Below are 16,722 nucleotides of genomic sequence, written 5' to 3'. Positions count from 1 at the left end.
CGAGGACGTCGACCCCTGCGTGTCGAGGACGTCGACCCTACTTGTCCAAGGCGTCGACCCCGGCCTTGGCGAACTTCTCGTCCAGGTCACCGCTCGGGGCGCCGGCCACGCCGATTCCCGCGACCGGGGCGCCCTTGGTCTGCACCGGGGTGCCGCCGGCCAGGAAGAGGGTGCCGGGGATGTCCTTCAGGTTCGGGGTCTGGGCGAGCCGGCCGGCGAGCACCGAGGTCGGGGCGTTCCAGGACACGGCGGTGAACGCCTTGCGCTGCGCCGACTCGTAGGACTGCGGGCCGGCTCCGTCGCCGCGCAGCGTGACGACGGTGTTGCCACTGCGGTCCACCACGGCGACCGTCACCTTCTGGCCCTCCTTCTCGGCGGCCTGGAGCGCGGCCTGCGCGGCGCGGGTGGCGGCGTCGACGGTCAGGTGGGTCGTGGTGGTGAAGTTCTTGTCGTCGCCGCCGCCCTGCTGGGTCTCGCTCTTCACGGCGACGGCCGCCGGGGCGGACTCGGTCTGCGCGGCGCTCGCGCTGACGGCGCCGAAGGCCCCGGCGCCGAGCGCGACGGCGAGGGCGGTACCGGTGAGGACGCGGGTGCGGATGTTCATGTCTGCTGCTCCTGAGGGCGTCGGGGCGGGCGGCCTGTGCGGCCCGGGCGACTGCCACGGCCGCCGCTGCTCCAAGCCTCGGGCCGCACCCCGGGGCCGGCCGTCCCCGTACCGGCTCGCGACGGCGAGCGCACCGGATGACGGCGGGGTCATCCGATCGGTCGATGCGGACCCGGCAGGTCGAGGGATTGGCTCAGGATGGACGTACGCACCACCCACCCCAGGAGCACCCCGTGAGCAGCCAGGCACCATCGCCGGGGCCCGCCGACACCCACACCGGCACACGGACGGTGGCCGCCGTCACCCACACGGCGTTCTTCCTCCTCCTCGGCGCCTCGATGGCCCGCTTCCTGCTCCACCACCCCGGCGACCCCCGCACGCCCTGGGTCATCGCACTCGGCACCGCCCTCGCCCTGCTCTACGTCCTCGGCCCCGCCCTCGGCGCCGCGCCCACCCTGCGGCGACTGCTCTGGCTCGGCGTCGTCGTCACCACGTACGTCGTCCTCGTCCTCCTCGCACCCAGCTTCGCCTGGTGCGCCGTGCCGCTCTTCTACACCGCGCTGCGCACCCTGCCCCCGCGCGCGGCGGTCGTCCTGGTCGCCCTGCTCACCGCCCTCGTCGTCGCCGCCCAACTCAAGCTCTCCCCGTCCTTCGACCCGAACCTGCTCCTGGCCCCGCCCGCGGTCGCCGCGCTCGCCACCGCCGTCTTCGTCCACATGGAGCGCCAGGCTCGGGCCCAGCGGACCCTGATCGACGACCTCATCCGCACCCGCCGGGAACTGGCCGCCACCGAGCGCCGCGAAGGCACCCTCGCCGAACGCCAACGGCTCTCCATGGAGATCCACGACACGCTGGCGCAGCACCTGTCCAGCCAGCAGATGCTGCTCCAGGCCGCCGACCGCACCTGGGACAGCGACCCCACCACCGCCCGCGCGCACGTCCGCACCGCCACCGACATCGCCGCGCGCGGCCTCGCCGAAGCCCGCCGGCTGGTCCACGACCTGGCGCCGCCCGAGCTGGCGGGCGGCGGACGCCTCGCGGACGCCCTGCGCGCGCTGGACGCCGGCCCGGACATCGAGGTCCGGTTCCACCTTGAGGGCACGCCCGCGCCACTGCCCGACCGCGCCGAATCCGCGCTGCTGCGGATCGCCCAGGGCGCCCTGGCCAACGTACGGGAGCACTCGGGGGCCCGTACCGCGGCCCTGACCCTCAGCTACCTGGGCGATCAGGTCGTCCTGGACATCGCGGACGACGGCCGGGGCTTCACCGCGCTCCGCGAACCCGGCGGCGAAATCCCCGACCGGGGCCACGGCCTCCCGGCGATACACGCCCGCGTGCGGCAGCTCGGCGGCACCCTGACCCTGGAATCCGCCCCCGGCGAAGGCACCGTCCTGTCCGCCGCGATCCCCCTGGAGCCGGTCCGATGACCACGATCCTCCTCTGCGACGACCACGTGGTGGTCCGCGCCGGTCTGCTGGCCCTGCTGGGCAGCGAACCCGACATCGAGGTGCTCGGCGAGGCGGGCAGCGGCGAGGAGGCGGTCGCACTGGCCGCGAAGCTCCGGCCCGAGGTGGTGCTGATGGACCTCCAGCTCGGCGAGGGCATCGACGGCGTGGAGGCCACCCGCCGCATCACCTCGGCACCGAACCCGCCGCACGTGCTGGTCCTGACGACCTACGACACGGACGCCGACATCACCCGCGCCATCGGAGCGGGCGCCACGGGCTACCTCCTCAAGGCGGAACGCCCCGAGGAACTCTTCGCAGCGATCCACTCGGCGGCAGTGGGCCGCACCACCCTCTCCGCACCGGTGGCGAGCCGCGTGATGGCCCACATGCGCGGGTCCCGCCCCACCCTGACGGAGCGCGAACTGGACATCCTCGGCCAACTCGCCCGCGGCCTCGGCAACCGCGACATCGCCCGCGCCCTCTTCATCAGCGAAGCCACGGTCAAGACCCATTTGCGCCGCATCTACGACAAACTCGGCGTCGACACCCGCGCGGGGGCCGTCTCGGTGGCCAAGGAGCAACGCCTCCTCCCGTAACCCCCGCCCACCCGGCCGGGCACCCTCCCACCGGGCCCCGCCCCCCGCACCGGCCCCACCCGTCACCGTGACACCATCAATACGTGCTCGACATCGGCTACTCCCTCTCCCGCCGCTTCCCCGACCCCCCGCAGACCGACTACCGCTCCGCGGACGTCCACACCCTGCGCCACGACCTCTTCTGCGGGGACGTCTACCTCGCCGACACCCACGCCGACCGCGAACTGTCCACAGCCTGGGGATGGGTGCCCGTCCTCGACTTCGCCTGGGCACTGTGCGACATCGTCGAGCAGCTCGACCAAGACCCCCGCGGCAGCCGCTCCGCCAACCGCCAGTACGCCGAACTCGACTTCACCGAGTCCTCCGACCGCATGCTCTTCGAGCGCCGCTTCGGCTGGGTCGACATCGAGGCCGACTGGATGCCGCCCGAGGAATCCCCCCTCACCTTCACGCACCGCCTCCTCCGCCGCGAGGCCCGCGACTTCCTGCAGGACCTCATCGCCGACCTGATCGACATGCACGACGGCCTCGCCGACAACCCCGCCATCTGGACCCTCCAGGCCCGCTTCCCCCGCGTCCCGGCCTAGGCCCCGCGGCCCGGGCCCCGCCCCGCTACGGGACCACCCGCAGCCCCAGTTGCGCCGCCAGGGCCGGGGCCAGGTCGTAGAGCTGCGCCGGGCTGATCACCGCTCCGGCCAGGGCGTCCACTCCCCGCGCGATGCCCAGCTCCGCAGCCTCCCGCAGGTCCACGTCCGTCATCCGCGCGCCATGGAAGTCCGCCCCCCGCAGCGTGCAGTCCCGGAACTCCACCCGCTCCAGCACCGCCCCCGCGAAGTCCGGCTCCACCAGCACGCACCCCTCGAAGACCACGTCCTTGAGCCGCGCCTTGCGCAGGTTCAGGTAATCGATCTTGCCGCCCCGCACGACCACCCGCTCCAGCACCGCCCCGTGCAACTGGACGCCGCCCAGCCGAGCCTCCACCAGTTCCACGTCCCGCAGCGACGCCCCCGACAGGTCCGTCCCCACCCCCCGCACCCCCTCCAGCACCGAGTCCAGGATCCGCGCCTTCGCCAGCCCCGCCTCGTCCAACGCACACCGCCGCACCGCACAGTCCATGAACCGGGCCCCGATCCCCTCCTGACCGCCCAGGTCCAGGTCCGCGAACTCCACGCCGTCGTAGTCCCCGTCCGGCTCCAGGCCGCCCCCCTCCCACGCCACCAACTCCGGCAGCCGCACCTCCGTCCGCTTCGCCGCCCTCACCGAGCCACCCGACCCCCGACCCTGCCCATTGCGCACCATCCCCCCATCGTGACGCACACCACTGACAGCGCCCCTTCTAGACCCCGTCGTCGAAGGGCAGCCCGGCCAGCCGGCCCAGCGCCTCGTCCGTCAGCCGGTACACCGTCCACTCGTCCTGCGGCCGGGCGCCCAACGCCTCGTAGAACGCGATCGTCGGCTCGTTCCACTTGAGCACCGACCACTCCAGCCGCTCGTACCCCCGCTCCCGGCAGATCCGCGCCAGCTCCGCCAACAGCGCCTTCCCGTACCCGCCGCCGCGCGCTCCCGGACGTACGTACAGGTCCTCCAGGTAGATCCCGTGCACCCCGCGCCACGTCGAGAAACTGAGGAACCACAGCGAGAACCCGACCGGCTCCCCCTCCTCCGTCTCCGCGACGTGCGCGAACGCCGCCGGCCGCTCCCCGAACAGCGCCTCCCGCAACTGCTCCTCGGTGGCCCGCGCCTCCTGCGGCACCTTCTCGTACTCCGCCAGCTCTCGGATCATGGAATGGATGACGGCGACGTCCGCCACCTCAGCGCTACGAATCATGCCCGCACCCTACGACCGCCCCGCCCGACCGCCCCGCCCGGCCACCCCGCCCGGCCACCCCGTGCGCATCAGCCAACCGGCCCCCGATCCGCCCCCGAAACGCGACACCCCGTCCCTGGACACCCCTCGGAAACCGGGTGTAGCAACTCCCCCATGACGATCAACGGCGGCATTTCCTTCTGGTACGCGACGGATCACACCGCCACCGCACCGCCCCGCGCCCCCCTCACCTCCGACACCACGGCAGACGTCGTCATCGTCGGCGGCGGCTACACCGGCCTGTGGACCGCCTACTACCTCAAGGCATCCGCACCCGACCTCCGCGTCACCGTCCTGGAGCAGAAGTTCTGCGGCTACGGAGCCTCCGGCCGCAACGGCGGCTGGCTCTACAACGGCATCGCCGGACGCGACCGCTACGCCGCGCTCCACGGCCACCAGGCCGCGCTCCGCCTCCAGCGGGCCATGAACGAGACCGTCACCGAGGTCATCGACATCGCCGCCAAGGAGGACATCCGCGCCGACATCCACCACGGCGGCGTCCTCGAAGTCGCCCGCACCCCCGCCCAACTCACCCGTCTGAAGACCTTCCACGAGGCCGAGCTCTCCTTCGGCGAAACCGACCGCGTCCTCCACGACGCCGTCGACACCCGCGCCCGCGTCGATGTCGCCGACGCCGTCGGCTCCAGCTGGTCCCCGCACGGCGCCCGCATCCACCCGCTGAAGCTGGTCACCGGCCTGGCGGCGGCCTGTGAACGGCTCGGCGTGGTCATCCACGAATCGACCCCCGTCACCGAGATCGTCCCCGGTCGCGCCGGCACCCCGTACGGCGCCGTCCGCGCCCCGTACGTCCTGCGCTGCACCGAGGGCTTCACCGCCGCCCTCAAGGGCCACAAGCGCTCCTGGCTCCCCATGAACTCCTCGATGATCGCGACGGCCCCGCTCCCGCCCGAGGTGTGGGACTCCCTCGCCTGGTCCGGCCGCGAGGTGCTCGGCGACATGGCCCACGCCTACATGTACGCCCAGCGCACCGCCGACGACCGCATCGCGATCGGCGGCCGCGGCGTCCCCTACCGCTACGGCTCCCGCACCGACAACGACGGCACCACCCAGGAACGCACCATCGCCTCCCTCACCACCCTGCTGACCTCCTTCTTCCCGGTCCTCACCGGAGTGGAGATCACCCACGCATGGTCGGGGGTGCTCGGCGTCCCCCGCGACTGGTGCGCCACCGTCGCCCTCGACCGCACCACCGGCCTCGGCTGGGCCGGCGGCTACGTCGGCTCGGGTGTGGCCACCGCAAACCTCTCCGGACGCACCCTGCGCGACCTGGTCCTGGGCGAGTCCACGGACCTCACCGCCCTCCCCTGGGTCAACCACCGCGTCCGCCGCTGGGAGCCGGAACCCTTCCGCTGGCTCGGCGTCCAGGCCCTCTACGCCGCCTACCGCGAGGCCGACCGCCGCGAAACCGCCACCCACACCCCCACCACCACCCCCCTGGCCCGCCTCGCCAACCGCATCTCGGGCCGCCACTGACCGCCCCCGGAACACGCGGAATGCCCCGGACCCTGAGGGCCCGGGGCATTCCGCTTCCGTACGAATCCCTGCGGCAGGCAAACACCTGACCTGGGACAGAGCCCCCTGTCGGATTCGAACCGACGACCTACGCATTACAAGTTGTCCGATCTTGGTCCGCACTCATCCGTCGGCATTCATCACACGCGCGAAACTCCAGCTCAGACCATGGGCCGGACCCCCACAGACATCCAGACGCGAGGATGGATTTCCCTCTCATTGAGCCCACGGCTGAGACCACGCGGACAGCAGCGATCACTTCAGTCGCAACTGATCACCGGCGGCCGTGACCTGCGGCCTTCTAAACGCTCAGTGTCCTGACCTGCTGCTGAACTGTCGGCGGTTGTCGGCGTTGGTCCTTGTTGAGCGCCCTTCCAACGGCCCCGGAGACGGCCAGTGGGAGGGCGCTCAGCTATCGAAGGCGACACCCGCTTTGTAAGTTCGATCCGAGCGCGGTGACGCTTCCTCTCCCTGGCGGGGTCCGGCTGGCAGCTATTGCAGTGCCTGCTAACCCATGCGGTTACTGGGCGATTAGGGGTCAGAAGCGGGGGGCGCTGTGACTGATCGCCACAACCGTCCGTCTGGTGGCGGCGAGACACTGCCGTTCGCAGCAGTGAGTGGCCCTTCTGTATCTCGAATCAAACCTTGACGGCTGAACAAGCGCGCGGCAGGCCAGCGTCCTAGGCTAGTTGTAACAGCCTCAGAGGGTAACCCGGAATCTCCGACTATAGACCAGGAAACGTGATGTCGAACTCCCGCAGAGCGGCACTCCTGAACGCCTTTACACCGTCTCATGAAATCACGGACCCAAAGCTATTTGCAGGAAGGCATAAGCAAGTCCGGGAGCTGACGGATGCACTGCAGACGGCTGCGTCGATCCCGTTGATTTACGGAGATCGAGGACTAGGAAAGACAAGCCTGGCGATTCAAATGCAATGGATCTCGATGGGTGCAACCGAGTTGCTTGACTCCATGGGTTCATCTGATCACGCCATCGATCAGGAAAATGCTTTCATGGTCTTCTACGCGACTTGCTCAGACGAGATTCACAACGACGCCGACCTGCTGCAGTTGCTCATCAACTGCATGGAGGAAGTAGATATCGAGAGCGAGAACAAAAAAGCCTCCAAGCTTGTCGACAGAAAGACGAGGAAGCAGATCAGCCTCAAGATAGTTCAGCTTGAGTCCACGAAAACTTATCAGCAGGAGGCCGGTAGGATCAAGCATGAAAAGCTCAGTCAATCAGAAAAGCTACTAAGGCTCGTCAGAGCCTTGATGGAATCCACTGGGCAGCGGCGGATTCTCTTCTTTATCGATGAACTCGACAGAGTGGCCGATCTCTCAGGATTCGCATCGTTTCTGCATAATTGGAGCAGCCCCGAACTGCGATTTGCATTGGTCGGGGCGGCGCAGAGCATTGCCGACCTTCACCTATCTCATGAGTCGATTGATCGCCATCTGGCGCCTGTACTTGTGACGCGGATGACGAAAGGCGAGTTGGCTGACGTCATAGACCGTGCAGTGCATTCGATGCACACGCAGGGCATGCATTATAAGTTCGCTACTGATGCAAGGACTCGGCTAGTCAGAATAGCGGGTGGGTTCCCTTGGTTTGTTCATGTCATTGGCCAGCAAGCCCTGTTGGCGGCATACGAGCAAGGGAGTGTGACCGTGTCTGATGAAAACATAACGGAAGCAATAAGGAAACTCTCCGAGGAGCGTTTTGCGCAGCAGTTTGCTGATTCCTATCGACATGCGGTGCGTGACTCTACAGCGCGAGAGAAGGTGCTGCGACTCTTTGCCGCTTGGCCCGACGAAGACATCCCAACAGGGGACGCTTATGCAATTCTCCGAAATTGCGGAATACCGAAGCCGTCGACATACACGAAGCAGCTCAAGTCGCCCGAGTATGGAGAGGTTTTGACATCCCCTGGATACCAGCAGAGTACTGTTGTTCGATTCAAAAATGAGATGTTCAGGCGATATGCCTACCTCCGCCCTCCTATTCATGACGTGATTAACGTGAGTGGGATCGAGGCCGCGATTGCCTCGCACTCTCGGGGAGGGTAGTCTTCTATGTTGGATTGGGTACCGGTCACAGAATCTTCACTGGTCGCCGCTTGCGCGTACGATGAAGCGGCGGAAAGAATCTTCGTGCAGTTCCACTCTGGGACGGTCTGGCAGTTTGAAAACTGCAGTCGGGAAATGTGGCGACCTTTGACAATCCCAGGTACCAGTAAAGGGCGGTACGTTCAGGACGTACTATCAAGGCAAGTGCATCACGCAGTCGGGTGATGCCGGATAAGAAAAAGAGTTTCCCGAGACGCCCGTGTATGGCGCAGTCTACGACTCCATTAGGCGGAACGGCTTTGGGGCGAGTGATCGCGGCGCTTTAGCTTGTGGTGCGTCGGGCACTCTGTGGACCTGCCCGTAAAGCATGACGTTAGGGCCGTGATCTAAGGGGCTGACGGCGGGCAGGATCTTCTATCCCGCCGTTGCACACGCTTGCCCGATGCGCACCGGTCCCGGGCATAGGAGCCGTCACGTCATGAATCGGAAATTAGACGGCTCGCGAAGCCCTCAGCGCGGAGACGTTCATAGGCGGCAGTGACCCGGGCGGGAACTTCCAAGCGGACCATAAAGCCTTGCTGCGGGTAGATGAGCAGGCGCTGCTGAGCGCCCACAACCATGTCTAGGACGAGCCGAAGATCCTTCATCGAGTCCACGTACTCCGCGAGCGTCATCGGCGCAGAGGCGCTGATGAACTCGACTTCCGGCCAGAGCTTCCGAGCAGTCGCGTACGCCCGCCGCTCCTCGTAGGGCTTGCTGGCGAGCAGTACAGACGAAACTTCCACTCCGCGCTCCGCGAGTAGTTCACGGGAAAAGCGGATGTTCTCGCCGGTGTTCCGCGCCTTCGGCTCGACAAGCACTGCCTCCGCCGGTACGCCCAACTCCAGAGCCCGCTCCCGGTAGTGCTCCGCCTCGCCCCGCGGCATCCGCTGGCGCGTGGTGCGGCTAGTGGCTCCCGTGAAGACGATGAGCGGCACCAGCCCGCGCTGATACAGGTCCACCGCCACATCAGCCACGCCCAGGTCATGACTGCCAAGCCCGATGGCTACCGAGCACGGCCGTAGCTCGTGGTGCATCTGCTGGAAATCCCAAAGGCACTGGGCATCAGCCCAAGCCTGTTCCGAAATCACTGGGCCACTTCCCGCGCCGAGTCGGGGACCTTAAAGTCATATGCCCACGCGAAGCGAGTCGCTGCGTGGAGGCCAATGGCGAACTCGACCACGGTCCCGTCGGCCGTGTAAGTCGTGCGGTGCAACTCGACCACCCACTCGCCGGGCGCCAACTGCAGCAGCGCGGCCTCGTCGGGCTTGGCCACCCGGGCAAACAGCTCCTCCCGCATGTGGTCGATCTCGTAGCCCGCGTCGTACAGGACGCGGAACCCGCCCCCTCGGCCGGCGGGGCCTGGGGTCGGGTCAACGATGCGCGTTCCCTCTACGTGCTCGGGCCGGTAGTAGCTGGTCAGCGTGTGCGTCGGCTGGTCGCCTTCTTTCACGAGCCTGGCTCGCGCGTACACCTCGGCGCCCTCGGGAAGCCCGTGAGCCGCGGCCACCAGCGGAGGTGCCGGCACGCGGCTGACGCTCTGAGTCTGTTCCCCGCGCTTGTAGGCGCGGCCGGACGCGACGCGGTCGGCAATGAACGCGACCTCGTCCCCGTCTCGCCACTTCGCCTTGTCGTACCGAGCGATGCCGAGCCGTTTCAGCGGCGCCTGTTCGCGCACGACCGTGCCATGCCCCCGCGAGGACGTCACCAGGCCCTCGGCTTCGAGCGCCTTGTACGCCGCGTGAACCGTGGACTTGGAGCCCTCGCCCGCGTCCACCAGGTCCCGAATATGCGGTAGCTGCTGGCCAGGGGCGTAGTCGCCGCTTCGGATGCGCTCGGCCAGCTTGTCCGCCAGCTCTCGCCACTTCGGTGCCATGCGAACTCCTCTCGATGTGCTCAGTCAAACACAGTCCCAGGACTGTTGACAGTCCTGGGACTGTGGGTCCATAGTCATCCACAGAAGTCCGCAGTCCTAGGACAGCGAACCGGAGAGCGCCTATTTGGGCTGCTCTCGGCGCCCGGAGAGCCCGGAGTGGCTCGAAGGAAGCGGCGGTTCCTTGAGAACTCAACAGTGGATCGAGGTATCCGCCCCCCTCCGAGAGGGCGGCGTACGCGGGTCCTGTCCCCACGTACGGATCAGCGCCAATCACCAACCCCTCCGCTGCCCTCTGCGCAGCGGCCGGTTGCCTCCTCCGTCCGTCCGGCGCCTTTGCGCTGTACGGACGGGGCCGAGGGGAGCCGGACGTTCCGGCCCCGGAAGGGGTTCGAGATGAACAAGAAGCTCGCCGCGGCGATCCAGCGTGACAACGAGCTGGAAGACGCCGGCATGCACAGCGACGACCGCAAGACCTGCTGGAGCCACCAGAGCTGGGCCGAGGACTGCGCGGACCAGCCGTTCCACACGCAGCCGAGCGTCAGCCACTACCCGCGCCCGGCCTGACCTTCTACCCCAACGAAGTGCGGCCCCGGTGTTCGAGCACCGGGGCCGCTTCGAGCCGTCCACCTGCTAGGGAGAACACGACTCATGAAACACATCGTTGCACGTCAGAGGCCCGTTACGGTCCTGCCGGCGGACCTGGAGCCGTCGGGCGCGGAACTGGACGCGATCGAGACCGAGATGCCGGTGGTCCTGGCCGAGGTCGAGTTGCTGGACGCGCTGATCGCGCTGCTGGACCGCCCGGCGTCCGAGTTCGACGCCCAGCGCGTCCGGCGGGCCCGCAACCGGGTGCTGACGGCCCGGCGGGAGCTGGCTAACCACACCATCGGCATCACGGTGTCGGGGGACGTGGCATGAGTAAGCAGATCTTCGGAGCCCAGTTGTCGCTGCGCTGCTGCGACATCGCCGCCCCGGACGGGACGGCCGGACCGTGCTGGCAGATGTACGTGGCCATGACCGGTCTGGTGAGCGAGTGGCCTACCTTCACCTGGCCGACCTCTACCGAGATCCCGAGCGTCCTCGCGCGGCAGGCGGCCCTGGCGTATCTCGGGTTCACGCTCGCCGAGGACGTGGAGTGGGAGTGGACGGAGCACGTCGGTCCCGGCTACCACCACCACCGCCCCCGCGTCCTCCTCATCGGCGCGGCAAAGGTCCGGCCTCTGGCGCAGGGGGCGCCGTGAACAGCGTTCATTTGCGTTCATCGGAACGCGCGCTGGCCGTGGGCACGTGGCTGATCGTGGGCGGGGCGATGCTCTACTCCGTCCTTACCGTCACCCCGCTGATGGCCGCGCACACCCCCGGCGCATGGGTGTGGACGGCGCCGATCCTGCCGCTCGTGGTGGATGCGGCCGTGGTCATCGTGGTCCGCCTCGACTCGGTCCTGGCCCGTCTGGGCGGGCACGGCGGCACCTGGCCGGTGGCCCTGCGGTGGATGACCGGCGCCATGACCCTTGCCCTCAACATCGGCGCGTCCGCCCTGGTCGGGGACCTGGTCGGGGTCGCCATCCACTCCGTCGCACCGCTCCTCCTGATCGTGACGGCGGAGGCCGGCCTCGCCTACCGGCGGGCCCTGACCGCCGCCGTGCGGGCCCTGGAAGCCGAGCAGCACGCCAAGGAGCAAGCACGGGCGAAGGCGGTCCAGGACCGCGAGGACGCCCGCGAACAGCGGGCCCGTGAACGCCGCGAGCACGAGGCGGCCATCGCCCGTGAACAGCGTGAACACGAAGCCCGACTCATCCGCGAAGAAGCCGAACGCCAGGACCGCATCCGCCGCGAAGCACAGGAGCGTGCGGAGGCATCCGAGCGTGCGGAGCGCGAGGCCCGTGAACGCCGTGAACACGAGCGTGAACAGGCCCAGGCCGAGCGTGAACGCCTTGAACGCCAGGCAGCGCAGCAGCGCGAGCTGGAAGCCCAGCAACGGGCCGAGCGTGAGCGCCGTGAACGGCTCCGTGAACAGGAACGCATCGAGTGTGAACGCGCAGCGCTGCTGTCCGCCGGACCGCCGGCCGAGAAGCTCCCCGAGGACCAGGCCCGCGCCACCGTCCGCGCCGCGTTCAACGCCGGACTCGCCGTTCGGGTCGCCGCGGAGCTGACCGGCTGGTCCGTGGGCTGGGCCTCCACCCGCTACCAGGAACTGCGCGACGCGAACACCTCCCCCGCCCTGGAAGGAGCCACCCCGTGAAGCTCTCCCCGAACACCACCCCCGCCGAGCCGGACAACCTGCTGATCCGGATGCACAACCAGGTCGCCGCGGCCGTCGATGTAATCGGGACCCTGGCTTACCACGGCTCGGGCTGGCGTTGCCACGGCTGCGGCGACCGCTCCGAGATGCTCGACAACCTGCTCTTCACCCGCCGCACGGCGAACGAGCACGCCGACACCTGCCGGGCCGCCTACCACCGCCTCGGCTGATGAGCACGCTGCCCGTCTACTCCTGGCGCCTCGCCCCGGACGGCTTGGCCACCCGCCGACAACTCCGCGCCCAAGGGCTCCGCCCCGGCGGACAGGACGTCGCCGCGCAGGTGGAACGGCCCCGCTACCGGCGCGGCCCGCTGGTCGCCTACCTCTACCTCGTGGAACACGCCAAGCCGGTCCGCCCGATGACCGCACGGAAAACCGCGGCCCTCGCCAAGGCGAACGCGGCCCGCCGCACCTGCCCCCAGTGCCGCACCGATGCCGGGTACGTCATCCCGGCCTCGCTCGGCATGTGCGTCCCCTGTGCCTACCCCGATGAACAGCGCGTCGCCTGAACCACTCAGCAAGGGCCCGGCCGTAGGCCTCCTACAGCGACGGCCGGGCCCTCTTCTCCCGTGAAGGAGCACGTTCAGCATGACCGAGACCATTACCGAACCGCAGGCTCCCCCCGAAGAATCCACCCCCGCCCCGACTTTGCCGGAGGCCGACAAGCCCGCTCCGGCCAAGGACGTCGAGCACACCCCGGGCGGTTTTCCGGTGGTGCCGTTGTCCCTGTCCGGGGCAAACACCACGGCGGGCCTGCTCGCCGCCTCTGCCCTGGTCGGTGGGCCGCTCGCGGCGGCGGTCGCGATGACCGGCGCCGCAGTCCTGGGAACCGCCGCCGTGCGGCGCCGCTCCAAGGCCGGCGCGAAGAAGACCGCTGCGAAGCCGTCCGAGGGCGCCGGCCGGACGCCGGGCGGAAAGGGTGGCCGTGGCCTCTTGGGCCGGGTGCCGTCCCAGCCCCGCCTCTCATCACGTGCCGGTGGTGGGGGCGCCGGCGCCCGAAAGGCCGCTGCCGGGCGGCAGGTCGGGCATCGCGCGGGCGCCCCCTCTGGCCGGTCCGCTTCAACTGCAGGCAAGTCCGGGGTGTCCTCGGCTCGTCAGCGGGCTGCCCGTGCGGCTGCGGGTCTGGCTGGTGGCCGGGCCGGTCAGGTGCAGGCACTGCGTTCCCAGGCCCGCACACAGTCCCCGACGCGGGCGGCTTCGCGCGCGGCGACGGTGCAGGCCCGTCGGCAGGTCGCCGACTCGCGGCGGGCCGCCAAGGCCGCCGAGCGCGCCAACACCACCGGCGGCAAGCCGCGAGGGGTGGCGGCGCGGACCCTGGCGAAGGGCATGGGAAAGGCCGGCGCCGTTCGGGACATGGCTGTCGGCGCCGCCCGGTCCGTGCGGGATCGCAGCTCCGGCCGGGCCGTGGCCTCGGGCCGTGAGGGTGTCCGGTCGGCAGCACTCTGGGCGAGGGTCGCCCAGCTCAAGGCACCTGCCCAGAAGGCGGCCCGCAAAGCCCTGCTCCGCTCCGCCGCCCGCTTCCACGGGCGTCGGGCGCTGGCCGCGTTGTGCGGGCTGCTGGCCGGTGTGGTCGGCATGGTCACCACTCCGCTGGGGCGAAAGCTCGGCTGGGCGTGGCTGATGCACCCCGGACGGCGCCTCTACCGACTTATCGCCGGCCGCGCCGAAGCCGAGCGCGAGACCCGGGACGGGGAGATCCGCGCCCGGCTCGACCAGGACGAGAAGGCCGCCGAGATGGAAGCGGCGGCCGAGCTGGAGCAGGACGACGAGCAGCAGATCACCGACCGGGTTGAGCGGCCCGAAGGACAGGTCCCCGCACCTCCCGTCAGCGAAGGAGCACACGAGATGGACAGCACCACGTCCGGGTTCAGGTTCGAGGAACTGGCCGCAGAGATGGAACAGGCCGCCCAGTCCTACGAGCCGGAAAGCGCGATGGAGATCCTGGCGATGATCGAGGGCCTGCCCCAGGCTCTCGGCTCGATCGCGAACATCATGCAGATCCTCGCGGAGCGCTCCGACTCGGAGTTCCCGCTGGAGAAGGAGGTCGCGGGCGGCTTCAACGACATCTACGGCGCCCTGAACTCTGCCACTGCCGTCGCCGAGGACCTGGGCGCGGTGTTCCGGCAGGCCCACGAGGCCGACATCGCCCGCCACGAGGACCCCCGCAACGGGCCCGACGCCGAGAAGGGCTGGAACGTCTGATGACCACCACTTCCGCCATCAAGCACGAGGGTTTGGCCTTGGACTGGGCCGCGGGACACGGTCCGGTGACCGGGGCCCTGTCCGCGACGACCGGCGCGTTCGCCGTCGCCACTGTCGGCACCCTCGCCCACATGCCGCCCACCTGGGCGCTCGCGGTCGGTACGGTCGGCGCGATCGGCCACACCGCCACCGGTCTCCGCCAGAAGCTGGCCGGCCGCACCATCGGCGCCCGGGCCGCTTCCTGGCTCCTCGGGTCCGGCTGGACCACCTGGGCGCTCGCCACCAACCCGCTGACCTGGACCGCCCTCGGTTCTCTCGCGGTGATTGGGGTCGGCATGGGCGCCGCCGCCCGCTCCGTCGGCTTCTACGAGGAGGCCCGCGAGCTGGAAGCGCTCGCGGCGGCCGAACGGCAGGTGGCCCGGGAACTGTCGGCGGAGCGGCGGGAGATCGCATCCGAGTGGGTCGACCGCATCGAGCGGGTCTGCCACATCACCGTTCGCGTTCTGGCGGTCGAGATGTGGCCGACCGGCGCCGGGTTCACCATCGACGCCGAACTCCCGCCCGGCGGCATCACCTACGCCAAGATCGCCACCGAGTCCGCGCGCTTGTCCGCCGACGCCCGGCTGCCGCACGGCTGCACCGCCACCGCCTCCCGCGGCATCCACCAGGGCCGCGTCCTCATCGACGTAACCACCGTCAACGTCCTGGAACAGGAGATGCCCTACCCCGCCAACTACGGGCCGCTGTCGGTCCTGACCGGCATCCCCTGGGGCGTGCGCACGAACGCCGACGAGGTTCCGGTGTTCCTGCGCGAGCAGTGCGCCCTCGTCGTCGGCCCCACCGGATCGGGCAAGACCAACATGGTCCACACGATCCTCGCCGGGTTTGCACGCTGCACCGACGTCATCACCTGGGTGATCGACCTCAACGCCGGTTCCGCCGGCCTGCCCTGGGTCCGCACCGAGGGCACCGGGGGCGCGCGACCGGGCATCGACTGGCTCGCCTCCACCCACGAGGAAGCCCTGATCATGCTGGACACGGCGATCCGGGTGGCCAAGCACCGCAAGATGGCCTACCAGGACCTCATGTCCAAGGCGAACACCGACCTCCTTCCAGTCAGTCACGAGATTCCGCAGATCGAGATCGTCATCGATGAGGGCGCCGAGATCCTCGCCTCCACCGACAAGCAGCACCGGGTCCTCGCCCGGAAGATCCTGGAAGTCATCCGGATCGCCCGCGCCATGGCGCTCCGGACCGTGCTGACCGCGCTCGGCGCGACCGGCGCCGTCCTCGGGGACCTGATGATCCGCCGTGAAGCCAAGGTCCGCGCCGCCCTGACCGGCGGAGAGACCGAGGGCATGGATCTGTCCAAGCTGTTCCCGGGCTCTCGGGGACTCAAGGTCGACCAGGCCCCCTACAAGGGCGCCGGGTTCCTCGGCACCCCCGAATCCGGGATCGGCCTGTTCAAGTCCTGGCGGATCAAGCCCGCCCAGATCCGCGACATCGTCATCGCCACCTCCGACCGACACCCCCGCCTCGACCCGGTCTCCGCGAAAGCCGCGGGCCCCGACTACGCCCGCCGCTGGGACCAGGCCCGCACCGCCTGGATCACCGAGCACCACACCACCCCGCCCACCGACGAAACCCCGACGCCGGGCGGGGGCCTGAACCTCTCCGCCCTCCGCACCGATGCCGCCCCGGTAGCTCCGGCACTGGATGCGGTCGACGCGGAGTTCGAGCGGCTCATCGGCATCGAGTTCACCACCACCCCCCAGCCCCAGACCCCCGACACCCCGCAGGAGCCCGACGAGGCGAAGCCGGAACGGACGGGGCTGAACCTGTCCGCGCTCCGCGACGACAAGGAGACCGGGCCCTCCTGGCTCCCCGACGCCATCGCCGCGATCCGCGCGGCCGGCGCCGAGGGCATGAAGCCCGCCGCCGTCGCCGACCTCGTCGGCCGCAGCCGCGAAGCCGTCCGCAAGACCCTCAAGGCCGCCGCCGAACGCGGCGAACTCCACTACCGCGACCGGGGCCCGCACTCCGTCTACGTCCACCCCGACCACGCCTGAACGCTCACACACCGCTACCGCCTACTGCCTACCGCCAAATTGGCAGTAGGCCCCGTGCGGGCCTCCTACTGCCCACCAGGCGCCTTCACCAGCTGTTTTGGCAGTAGGCAGTACCGG

19 protein-coding genes are annotated in these 16,722 nt (G+C 69.4%); 14 read left to right on the top strand and 5 right to left on the bottom strand.

Annotated features, from left to right (window positions below; all coding sequences use genetic code 11):
* Window positions 1–37: 37 nt before the first annotated feature.
* Window positions 38–604 carry a heme-binding protein gene (locus ABZ934_RS19570; RefSeq protein WP_361314603.1) on the bottom strand — a complete coding sequence of 189 codons (567 nt, stop codon included), beginning with the start codon at window positions 602–604 and terminating at the stop codon, window positions 38–40.
* A gap of 233 nt (window positions 605–837) precedes the next feature.
* On the opposite strand from ABZ934_RS19570, the gene ABZ934_RS19565 reads away from it, so the two are divergent.
* From ABZ934_RS19565 to ABZ934_RS19555, 3 genes are all read left to right on the top strand, one after another.
* The gene (locus ABZ934_RS19565; RefSeq protein ID WP_361314600.1) at window positions 838–2,031 is read left to right on the top strand and encodes a sensor histidine kinase; all 1,194 of its coding nucleotides are present in this window, start codon (window positions 838–840) and stop codon (window positions 2,029–2,031) included.
* A complete protein-coding gene (locus ABZ934_RS19560) occupies window positions 2,028–2,648 on the top strand; it encodes a response regulator transcription factor (protein WP_361314597.1) in 621 nt (206 codons plus the stop codon). The genes ABZ934_RS19565 and ABZ934_RS19560 overlap by 4 nt, the downstream gene beginning before the upstream one ends.
* Window positions 2,649–2,731: 83 nt before the next feature.
* Window positions 2,732–3,235: a hypothetical protein gene (locus ABZ934_RS19555; RefSeq protein ID WP_361314594.1), complete on the top strand. Its 504-nt coding sequence runs from the start codon at window positions 2,732–2,734 to the stop codon at window positions 3,233–3,235.
* A gap of 25 nt (window positions 3,236–3,260) precedes the next feature.
* On the opposite strand, the gene ABZ934_RS19550 is transcribed toward ABZ934_RS19555, so the two are convergent.
* Both ABZ934_RS19550 and ABZ934_RS19545 read right to left on the bottom strand, forming a co-directional pair.
* Complete coding sequence (locus tag ABZ934_RS19550) at window positions 3,261–3,947, bottom strand: pentapeptide repeat-containing protein (RefSeq protein WP_361314591.1); 687 nt, start codon at window positions 3,945–3,947, stop codon at window positions 3,261–3,263.
* A gap of 37 nt (window positions 3,948–3,984) precedes the next feature.
* Entirely contained in the window at window positions 3,985–4,476 is a 492-nt protein-coding gene (locus tag ABZ934_RS19545; RefSeq protein WP_361314589.1) for a GNAT family N-acetyltransferase, read from the bottom strand.
* Between the two features lie 153 nt (window positions 4,477–4,629).
* Here ABZ934_RS19545 and ABZ934_RS19540 point away from each other — a divergent pair, with 153 nt between their 5' ends.
* The 3 genes from ABZ934_RS19540 to ABZ934_RS19530 all read left to right on the top strand — a co-directional run bounded on the left by ABZ934_RS19540 (window position 4,630) and on the right by ABZ934_RS19530 (window position 8,343).
* Window positions 4,630–6,009 carry an FAD-binding oxidoreductase gene (locus ABZ934_RS19540; protein WP_361314586.1) on the top strand — a complete coding sequence of 460 codons (1,380 nt, stop codon included), beginning with the start codon at window positions 4,630–4,632 and terminating at the stop codon, window positions 6,007–6,009.
* 783 nt (window positions 6,010–6,792) lie between these two features.
* Window positions 6,793–8,118 (top strand): hypothetical protein, encoded by a 1,326-nt coding sequence (locus tag ABZ934_RS19535; protein WP_361314583.1) that lies wholly within the window; start codon window positions 6,793–6,795, stop codon window positions 8,116–8,118.
* 6 nt (window positions 8,119–8,124) lie between these two features.
* Window positions 8,125–8,343 carry a KTSC domain-containing protein gene (locus ABZ934_RS19530; RefSeq protein WP_361314580.1) on the top strand — a complete coding sequence of 73 codons (219 nt, stop codon included), beginning with the start codon at window positions 8,125–8,127 and terminating at the stop codon, window positions 8,341–8,343.
* A 251-nt stretch (window positions 8,344–8,594) separates the two neighbouring features.
* Here ABZ934_RS19530 and ABZ934_RS19525 read toward each other — a convergent pair whose 3' ends face one another.
* Both ABZ934_RS19525 and ABZ934_RS19520 read right to left on the bottom strand, forming a co-directional pair.
* Window positions 8,595–9,248 (bottom strand): YdcF family protein, encoded by a 654-nt coding sequence (locus tag ABZ934_RS19525; RefSeq protein WP_361314578.1) that lies wholly within the window; start codon window positions 9,246–9,248, stop codon window positions 8,595–8,597.
* Complete coding sequence (locus tag ABZ934_RS19520) at window positions 9,245–10,033, bottom strand: GntR family transcriptional regulator (protein ID WP_361314575.1); 789 nt, start codon at window positions 10,031–10,033, stop codon at window positions 9,245–9,247. The genes ABZ934_RS19525 and ABZ934_RS19520 overlap by 4 nt, the downstream gene beginning before the upstream one ends.
* Before the next feature lie 393 nt (window positions 10,034–10,426).
* Here ABZ934_RS19520 and ABZ934_RS19515 point away from each other — a divergent pair, with 393 nt between their 5' ends.
* From ABZ934_RS19515 to ABZ934_RS19480, 8 genes are all read left to right on the top strand, one after another.
* The gene (locus ABZ934_RS19515) at window positions 10,427–10,597 is read left to right on the top strand and encodes a hypothetical protein (RefSeq protein ID WP_361314572.1); all 171 of its coding nucleotides are present in this window, start codon (window positions 10,427–10,429) and stop codon (window positions 10,595–10,597) included.
* An 84-nt stretch (window positions 10,598–10,681) separates the two neighbouring features.
* The gene (locus ABZ934_RS19510; protein ID WP_361314569.1) at window positions 10,682–10,951 is read left to right on the top strand and encodes a DUF6284 family protein; all 270 of its coding nucleotides are present in this window, start codon (window positions 10,682–10,684) and stop codon (window positions 10,949–10,951) included.
* On the top strand, window positions 10,948–11,274 hold the full coding sequence (locus ABZ934_RS19505) for a DUF6303 family protein (protein WP_361314566.1): 327 nt from the start codon (window positions 10,948–10,950) through the stop codon (window positions 11,272–11,274). Before ABZ934_RS19510 ends, ABZ934_RS19505 begins: the two co-directional genes overlap by 4 nt.
* Window positions 11,271–12,275, top strand: coding sequence for a DUF2637 domain-containing protein (locus ABZ934_RS19500; protein WP_361314564.1), 1,005 nt, complete (start codon window positions 11,271–11,273; stop codon window positions 12,273–12,275). The genes ABZ934_RS19505 and ABZ934_RS19500 overlap by 4 nt, the downstream gene beginning before the upstream one ends.
* Window positions 12,272–12,505, top strand: a complete 234-nt coding sequence (locus ABZ934_RS19495; RefSeq protein WP_361314561.1) for a hypothetical protein — start codon at window positions 12,272–12,274, stop codon at window positions 12,503–12,505. Before ABZ934_RS19500 ends, ABZ934_RS19495 begins: the two co-directional genes overlap by 4 nt.
* The gene (locus tag ABZ934_RS19490; RefSeq protein ID WP_361314558.1) at window positions 12,505–12,843 is read left to right on the top strand and encodes an RRQRL motif-containing zinc-binding protein; all 339 of its coding nucleotides are present in this window, start codon (window positions 12,505–12,507) and stop codon (window positions 12,841–12,843) included. The genes ABZ934_RS19495 and ABZ934_RS19490 overlap by 1 nt, the downstream gene beginning before the upstream one ends.
* A gap of 79 nt (window positions 12,844–12,922) precedes the next feature.
* A complete protein-coding gene (locus ABZ934_RS19485; protein ID WP_361314555.1) occupies window positions 12,923–14,536 on the top strand; it encodes a hypothetical protein in 1,614 nt (537 codons plus the stop codon).
* Window positions 14,536–16,605: a hypothetical protein gene (locus ABZ934_RS19480; RefSeq protein ID WP_361314553.1), complete on the top strand. Its 2,070-nt coding sequence runs from the start codon at window positions 14,536–14,538 to the stop codon at window positions 16,603–16,605. The genes ABZ934_RS19485 and ABZ934_RS19480 overlap by 1 nt, the downstream gene beginning before the upstream one ends.
* The last annotated feature ends 117 nt before the right edge of the window (window positions 16,606–16,722 follow it).

Origin of the sequence: Streptomyces sp. NPDC046557 (assembly GCF_040645975.1) — a bacterium.
In the GTDB taxonomy this organism is placed as follows: Bacteria; Actinomycetota; Actinomycetes; order Streptomycetales; family Streptomycetaceae; genus Streptomyces.
This window is presented reverse-complemented; position numbering and strand designations above follow the sequence as displayed.